We start from the raw sequence: 8309 nt of genomic DNA, 5'->3' as shown, positions 1-8309 counted from the left end.
GCCTGACCATCCATCACAATTGATGCTGGATAAAGTGCATCAAGTTTCGCTCCATTCCAATACAATGGTTCACGTGGACCAGGTACATTGGAAATCACAAGGTTAAATGCTTGGCGTTTTGGCAACATACCCGAAACAATATTGAGTCCTGCAGGACCATATACCAGTGCACTATAATTCAAAATTTCATTAGCAGTCATACGGCTAAAACGTTGTTTAGAGTTTTGCACGCTACGACGAATGATTTGTAGACGCTCGATTGGATCTTCAATGTGTGTAGCTAGGTTTGCCAAAATCATGGTGATGCGGTTACTTATATCAGAATCATCTGTACGCAGTGAGGCAGGAACCATTGCGATAAGCGGTTTCTTCGGTAAGCTTTCATGGCTAATCAGATATTCACGTAAAGCTCCAGCACAGACTGCTAATACTACGTCATTGATCGTCACACCCAATGATTTAGCAATATTACGGAAACGATCAAGCTCAAAAGATTGAGCTGCAAAACGACGTGAAGAACTGACACGTTGGTTTAAAATCGAAGGTGGTGCTTGGAATGTTGAAACGTAATCTGGATTTTTACCAATTTCTTTGAAGATGGTTTGTGAAAGCTCTTGCATGACTTTCGGCGTTACTTCAAGTTGTGACTTGATACCATCCATAATGCCTTTAATTTTACTAACGGATGGTGGTTTTGGTGCTTTTAAACGTTTTGCACGTTTACCCTCAACACACCACAAAGGCACTACATGCTTTTCATTTGGATCTTTAGATAATGATTTTTCAATTAGACGCATACCCGCTACGCCATCGACCATCGCATGGTGGATTTTGAAATACATTGCAAAGCGATTGCCTTCAATGCCTTCAATAATATCACATGTCCAAAGTGGCTTAGCGCGATCAATCAATGAGCTATGCTGTTGTGAAATATAAACTAGTAATTCACGAATACGGCCAGGGTTGGGTAGGGCGATATGGCGGAAATGGTGGTCAATATCAAACTCTGGATCTTCTCCCCAAAAAAGACCATTGAGCTGATTATTGAACGGTGGCACAGGAATGCTTTTGGATTGACGAATATCTTGGACTAAGTCATGTACAAAAGTGGGTGACGCATTTTCTGGAATCTCAAATAGAAAAAGACCGCCAACATGCATTGGCTGTTGTCTTTTCTCTAGTGAAAGAAAAATAAAATCAATAGGGTGTAATGGGCGCATAGCAGATATAGCCTCTCATTGCATTTTTTATAAGATACTCTTTGAGCTCTTATTAGAATTATTGAACCGTTAAACTAAGTATATACGGTTTGTTCTGGTTAAAATATGACTTTGTACACAGTAGTTAATAAAAATAAAACCACTGATGAATCAGTGGTTTTAGTTATTATTCTCGTGATTTTTTATTTTTTGAGATTGCCTGCATGAAGCCCGCATTCTTTGTGGGTCGCTTCTTCCCACCACCAACGACCTTCACGTTCGTGTTGGTTCGGGAGAACTGCGCGTGTGCATGGCTCACAACCGATGGAAATAAAACCACGTTCATGTAGTGGGTTGTATGGAATTTCCATCATGCGGATATAACTCCACACATCGGCACTTGACCAGTTTGCAAGTGGGTTATATTTGATAAGTTGTTTACCTTCACCTGAGAACCCAACGTCAGCTTGAACTACAGGTACATCACTACGTGTCGGGCTTTGATCTTTACGCTGCCCTGTAATCCAACCATCTAAAGTCGCTAATTTTTTGCGTAGAGGTTGTACCTTGCGTACACCGCAGCATTCTTGATGACCATCTTCAAAAAAACTAAATAGCCCTTTTTCATTGACCAATTGTTGCACTGCAGCAGATTCGGGAAAACAAATTTCAATATTGATATTATAGTGTTTACGGACTGTTTCGATGAATTGGTAGGTCTCTGCGTGCAAACGGCCCGTATCTAAACTGAAAACACGAAAAGGTTTGCCAATTCGAGATGCGATGTCAATGAGAACTACATCTTCTGCACCTGAAAATGAAATGGCAATTTCACCTTCTTGACTCAAGGCTAATTCTAAAATTTCTCTTGGTGATTTATCTGCATATTCAGCAGCGAGCGCATCTACATGGTCAATAGTCGGAATAACAGTCATGAATGTTCCTGGCGATAGGCTTGGGCACAATTGTAAATCATTCTAAGCAAAACCGTTTGCTTGCTTTCGACTTTAATCTTGCAGAATAAAATCGTTTTCTTCAACAACAGCGCAAAAGTGAAAATGTTAATGGTATGATACAGCAATTTTTAACCAACATTGGAAGCATTCATGGAAATCGTATGCCTAGATCTTGAAGGGGTGTTAGTTCCGGAAATCTGGATTAATTTTGCAAAAAAAACAGGGATTAAAGAGCTCGAGGCGACCACACGTGATATTCCAGATTACGATGTCTTAATGACTCAACGTTTAAACATCCTAAGAGAGCACGGTTTAGGATTAAATGATATTCAAGAAGTGATCGCAGACATGGGACCTTTTGAAGGTGCAAAAGAGTTTGTTGAATGGGTACGCACACACTTTCAATTGATTATTCTGTCAGATACATTCTATGAGTTTGCACATCCATTGATGAAGCAGTTAGGCTGGCCGACAATTTTCTGTCATAAGCTTGAGACAGATGAAAATGGCATGATTACGGCTTATAAATTACGTCAACCTGATCAAAAGCGTCAGGCAGTAAAAGCATTACATGGTTTGAATTTCCGTGTGATTGCAGCTGGTGATTCTTATAATGATACGACAATGCTTGGTGAGGCTGATCACGGTTTCCTGTTCGATGCACCAGCAAATGTGATTGCTGAATTCCCGCAATTTCCACCACTTCATGGTTATGAAGCATTGAAACAGGCGATTCGTTCTGTATCACAACGTAATATCCCTGAATAATCGATTTTCCTCAACTATCTTTTAAATATGTTGTGGAAAATTAAAAGATAAAAGGCGCTTAAATAGCGCCTTTTATCTTGAATCAATAATTAAAATTTATAACCAATTTTCATACCATAAGCGATGGCGTCATTATTCTCAAATTCAGCAACATAATTCGGTGTATTAAACTGAGAGCCTGATTGTGCTTTGGCATCACCCAACCAAAAATATTTTACTCCACCAGCAATAAAGTAGTTGGGAGCAGGGCTATATTGGATACCTAAACCAACATTCCAATATCCTTCTGTTGGTCCTAATGTGGTCACAGGGTTACCTGCACCTGAGTCCCAACCAATCGATACATTACCTGCCCAATGATCATTCACTTTACGACCTACACCAGCAGTAATTAAGTATTGATCTTCTGTATAGGCTACTAGATCAAAACCATCTTTTTTACCTGTTGCTGCAACAATTGGTGGTAATACAGAAGCGGCACCGAACTTGTATGGACGAATCGCAAAATCTTTCCAGTTCACCCAACGTAGGTTGGCGAATGCCACTGAATTTTCCATAATGCCTGTCTGGAAATCAAAGTTCACTGATTGAGGTGTGGTGATTTCAGTTGTGCCTTCAGAATTATTAATTTTATTTAAAATAGCATCAAAACCAGCATTGCCCGTCATTCCCGCAATACCATGGTTTTCATAAGCATTCATCTCATGCTTGATTTTAGCGCGGTAAGTGATCGAGGCTTTGAGAGCAATTTCGGGGATTTGATATGCTGCACCTGCTAACCAGCCTACCGCCTCATCCTTACCTGTTTTAAAGTCATAGCCACTATAAGCACTATAACTCGTTCCACGTAATAGGACTGTACTGTCTAGTGTTTGGTAAACTGCGCCAGCATAAAGATTCCAGTTTTGGTTAGGTTGGAAACCAAATAATAAATTTAAGTTTTCAGTATCAACAGTAACTGATGTACCACCTTTGAATGGTAAGGGGCGACTTTCAATGAAATTACTTTTTCCTTTATATTCTGCATCAGCACCATAGGGTTGATCATAAATCAGTCCGACTGAGAGTTGTTCAGTGGCTTGAATCTTTAATGCAGCATGTGGAGAGTAGTAATGATTTGCCATATTACCAGTATTGTTTTGAGAGGTATCCTGACCTGTAACATTTGGATCAAGTACTGTTAGACCTGCTTCAAAATAATTATTGGGTTGTAGGAAGGGTGCAATCGACTGACCAGAGCGGTCAAGTGCAGCTGCAAATGTTGAACCTGCTGGAACCGTACACAAAAGAATAGCTTTAGTAATAGCATGAAGCTTCATTAAAAATGTCTCGCATTTCAAGATGGAACTAGAAAGGAGCGCAAAGTAACATAATTTTTTTTAATGCAAATATTGTACAAATGTCAATAAATGAACTGCTAAAGTCATGAAAGATGCTTGAGTTAAATAATTAATTTTGATTGTATTTTTATAGTTAATATTTTACTGATTTATTTTTTCTATATTTGTATTTACGTGATAATGGTAGGTATAAAAAAGACCATCACAAGGATGGTCTTTTTGTTTATATATTTTTGATTAGAAGCGGTAGCCCATTTTTAGACCGTAAGCGATTGCATTGTTGTCTTCAAATTCAGCAACAAAGGTGTTGTCGCCAGCTTGTGCACCAGTTTGTGCTTTAGCATCGCCTAACCAGAAGTATTTTACACCACCAGCAATAAATGTAGCTGGCGTAGGGCTAAATTGAACACCTAATCCAACGTTCCAATAACCTTCTGTTGGACCTAGAGTCGTTACAGGATTACCAGCCCCTGAATCCCAACCGACTGATACATTTCCAGCCCATTGTTCAGAAAGTTTACGACCCACACCCGCATTTACAGACCATTGGTCATCCGAGTATTCAACAAGGTTAAAACCATTTGGACGGTTAACAAGTGGACCGACTGCTTCAGATACTAAACCAAATTTGTAAGGGCGAATTGAAAAATCTTTCCAATTTACCCAACGAACATTCGCGAATGCAACAGTATCCGCCATGATCCCACTTTGTAAATCAAGGTTAACAGATTGTGGGGTCGTGATTTTAGTCTCACCACTTGCAGCGGCAATATTTGCAGCAGCAGCAGCTCCACTTGGCCCCAATAGCGCTAATGCGGGAAGCGTTGGGATACTTTCATTAATGTTGACATCGTGGTCTATTTCAGAACGGTAAGTTACAGATGCTTTAAGTGCGATTTCTGGAATTTGGTATGACACACCTGCTAACCAGCCAAGAGCACCATCTTCTGGAATATCAGCATCGTAGCCATTGTAAAGAGAGTAGGCTTGACCACGCAGAGCAAGTTTACCTTTAATGGTTTGGTAAACCGCACCACCGTAAATATTCCAATTTTTGTTTGGTTGGAAGCCAGCGATGAAAGATAGATTTTGACTATCTACTTCCACCGAAGTGCTTCCTGTACCTAATAAACCATTTGCACCAGCTAAACCAGCGTCTACAGCAGCAGTTACGTTGTTAGTTACAGCAGTTGTTGCAGCTGTCGTGATCGCATTGGTTACACCAGCGGTGATAGCTGCCATAGCATTCGCATTAGCACGAACAGCCTGTTCAGCGGTTGCTTGATCAGGTGCTTGACCACCAGCAACTAATTGAGCAGCTTGTTGAGAAACCTGAGCATTTACGCCATTAGTCAAATTAGCCGCTAGAGCACCATTAATTGCAGGCTGAAGATTTGCTGCGATTTGTGCATCAATTGTATTTTGACGCAAACCAGCCAAAGTTGCAGGCGGAAGAATCGTATTGGTAGCATTTGAAACAAAGTTATTAGTGCCAGTGTAAGTTGCATCAGCACCATAAGGCTGGTCATACAAAAGACCAAATGAGAAATGTTCTGTTGGTTGTAATTTTAAAGCTGCGCTAGGAAAATAATAGTCGCCAGCCATATCGTCAATTTTATTACCAGATGTATCTTTACCCTCTACAGTTGGGTCGAGAACCGAAAGACCAGCTTCGAAGTAGTTACCTGGTTGTAAAAAAGCAGAAATTGATTGACCAGAGCGATCTAGTGCAGCTGCAAAAACTCCAGTTGCAGGTAGCGTTGCTAAGATCATGGCATTGCTAAGATATTTTAATTTCATTTTAAATCTTTCCTTGAACTTCAAGATTCTAAGTATTGACGAAACTATGATTGGCTATAGCCTCATGTAACAAAAATACCATAATTAAAATAAGAGTAAATGTTCTAAATGAACTACCCAGTACGATTGATTACATGAAATTTAACAAAAAAATGCTATAAATAATTATATACATATGTGTTTTTATTGATAATATGATGAAATATATAAAGTATTAGTTTGAATTTTTGTACTCAAATAATTGCATTTTTGCAAAAAAAATTTTTATTAGGTCAAAGATTTTTTGTAAAAAATTAGATTCTATCTACAAAATTTGTCATATATGTGCAATTTCTCTGATCAAATAATTTTTCATATAAATTTTACAGAAAATTTACGCGGTTCACTTTTTCTAACATAGAGAATTTACGCAGTCAATTTCCATACTAGTGCTGACTTATTTTTTAAATGGCATGTGCTATGTGGGAATTTATTTCCGTATTTATCCTTGCATTGATTTTAGCCTATCCATTAGGACGCTATCTTGCAGATGTGATGTAAGCTCAACCATTGAGAAGCGATCGTTTCTTTAAATGGATCGAACAACCAATTTATTCCATTTTGAACGTGAAACAAGTGGGTATGAATTGGCGACAATATCTTGGTGCATTTATCCTCAGTAATCTTTTGTTGTTGGGTATAAGTATAGCGATCTTGATGACGCAAGCTTGGTTACCTTTGAATCCAGATCGTATTCCAAATATGAATTGGGATTTAGCAGTACACACAACGATTTCATTTCTAACCAATACCAATCAGCAGCATTATTCAGGACAAGCTCAATTGTCTTATCTGTCGCAAATGACAGTGATTATTGGTTGGCAATATTTATCTCCAATTATGGGTTTGGCTTTACTAACAGCCATGTTAAGAGCTTTATTTTTACAGCCCAAAGATCAAGCTTTGGAAAATATTAAATCCAAAAATGCGTCACAGATTAATCTTGGAAATTATTGGATGGATATGATCCGACCATTATTCAGATTCTTTATTCCTTTGGGTTTAGTTTTTTCTCTATTACTGACTTTTCAAGGTGTGCCATCTACACTTTCTGCTGGTCCAACTGCGCAAGTTTTAGATCGAAGCACTGAAGTTCAGACCCAGCATATTCCTCTTGGACCTGTTGCACCGATGGTGGCGATCAAGCAATTAGGCAGTGGTGGTTGGTATGGTCCAAACAGTAGTGTGCCTTTAGAAAATCCAACGCCATTATCGAATGTGCTGGAGATGCTTGCGATTTTACTGATTCCAATGTCGGTTGTGTTTATGCTTGGTCGTTTTGTGCAACGCAAAAAATTAATGTGGATGATTTTGGGCACAATGTTGTTGATGTCATTGGTTTCTACCGTATTCATATTATGGGCTGAAAAATCATCTTTAATCCCAAATACGGCGTTAATGGAAGGTAAAGAAGTCCGCTTTGGAGCTGAAGCCTCTGCATTATGGGGAAGTTTAACCACACAGGTAAATAATGGTTCGGTCAATATGATGCATGACTCAGCTTCACCATTAACGGGTTTGGTTGATCTATGCAATATGCTGATCAATGCCATTTGGGGGGGGATTGGTTGTGGTTTATTACAGTTCTTTATTTATCTATTTTTAGCTGTATTTATCGCGGGTTTGATGACAGGTCGCACGCCTGAATTATTTGGACGAAAAATCGAAGTCACTGAAATTAAGTTATTGGCATTGGTCATTCTTTTACAACCAGTGCTGATTCTTGGTTTAACTGCAATCGCCATCGCTTTCCCATCTTTAACAGGAAATTCAAACCCTGCATCGCATGGTATTAGCCAAGTCTTTTATGAATATGTGTCTGCGTTTGCCAATAATGGTTCTGGTTTTGAAGGTTTAGCCGACAACACTTTATGGTGGAATCTAAGCACCAGTGTTGCGTTATTAGCAGGTCGTTATAGCGTACTGATCATTCCAGTTTTAATTGCAGTCAGTCTTGCAACCAAACCTAAAGCAGATGAGACCAAGGGTTCTTTACAGATTGAGTCGCCTACATTTGCGCTGACTTTAGTCGGAATTGTACTGATTTTAACGCTATTGCAATTTATGCCAGTGTTGGTGATTGGACCAATTGCTGATTATTTATCTGTAAAGATCTAGTGGAGCAAGTACCATGAATCACTCAAATGCGACACAAATGGATATCTTGAATAAAGAAATTATTCAGCAAACCTTTTATAAATTATTAC

Annotated in this window: 5 protein-coding genes and 1 pseudogene; 2 read left to right on the top strand and 4 right to left on the bottom strand. The window is 39.0% G+C overall.

Going from position 1 to position 8309, the window contains the following annotated elements:
* Together A2003_RS09150 and A2003_RS09145 are read right to left on the bottom strand one after the other, a co-directional pair.
* Positions 1–1220: WS/DGAT/MGAT family O-acyltransferase (locus A2003_RS09150; RefSeq protein ID WP_286687201.1), on the bottom strand; the 1220-nt coding region annotated here is incomplete at its 3' end.
* A 182-nt stretch (positions 1221–1402) separates the two neighbouring features.
* A complete protein-coding gene (locus A2003_RS09145) occupies positions 1403–2134 on the bottom strand; it encodes a phosphoadenylyl-sulfate reductase (protein WP_004950650.1) in 732 nt (243 codons plus the stop codon).
* A gap of 171 nt (positions 2135–2305) precedes the next feature.
* On the opposite strand from A2003_RS09145, the gene thrH reads away from it, so the two are divergent.
* Entirely contained in the window at positions 2306–2923 is a 618-nt protein-coding gene (gene thrH / locus A2003_RS09140) for a bifunctional phosphoserine phosphatase/homoserine phosphotransferase ThrH (RefSeq protein WP_004963809.1), read from the top strand.
* Between the two features lie 89 nt (positions 2924–3012).
* Here thrH and A2003_RS09135 read toward each other — a convergent pair whose 3' ends face one another.
* Together A2003_RS09135 and A2003_RS09130 are read right to left on the bottom strand one after the other, a co-directional pair.
* Positions 3013–4242: an OmpP1/FadL family transporter gene (locus tag A2003_RS09135; protein WP_286687200.1), complete on the bottom strand. Its 1230-nt coding sequence runs from the start codon at positions 4240–4242 to the stop codon at positions 3013–3015.
* A gap of 258 nt (positions 4243–4500) precedes the next feature.
* A complete protein-coding gene (locus tag A2003_RS09130) occupies positions 4501–6063 on the bottom strand; it encodes a long-chain fatty acid transporter (protein WP_112987301.1) in 1563 nt (520 codons plus the stop codon).
* Between the two features lie 459 nt (positions 6064–6522).
* Here A2003_RS09130 and kdpA point away from each other — a divergent pair.
* Positions 6523–8220 (top strand): annotated as a pseudogene (gene kdpA / locus A2003_RS09125) (potassium-transporting ATPase subunit KdpA).
* Positions 8221–8309 lie beyond the last annotated feature (89 nt).

The sequence above is a fragment of the Acinetobacter sp. GWC1_38_13 genome, from assembly GCF_001767535.1.
Taxonomy (GTDB): Bacteria; Pseudomonadota; Gammaproteobacteria; order Pseudomonadales; family Moraxellaceae; genus Acinetobacter; species Acinetobacter junii.
Note: the sequence above shows the minus strand (reverse complement) of the source record. Positions and strands in the feature narration are given on the sequence as shown.

Coding starts and splice junctions, on each gene's coding strand:
- A2003_RS09145 (WP_004950650.1), bottom strand. CDS start 2,134: ATGACTGTTATTCCGACTATTGACCATGTAGATGCGCTCGCTGCTGAA.
- thrH (WP_004963809.1), top strand. CDS start 2,306: ATGGAAATCGTATGCCTAGATCTTGAAGGGGTGTTAGTTCCGGAAATC.
- A2003_RS09135 (WP_286687200.1), bottom strand. CDS start 4,242: ATGAAGCTTCATGCTATTACTAAAGCTATTCTTTTGTGTACGGTTCCA.
- A2003_RS09130 (WP_112987301.1), bottom strand. CDS start 6,063: ATGAAATTAAAATATCTTAGCAATGCCATGATCTTAGCAACGCTACCT.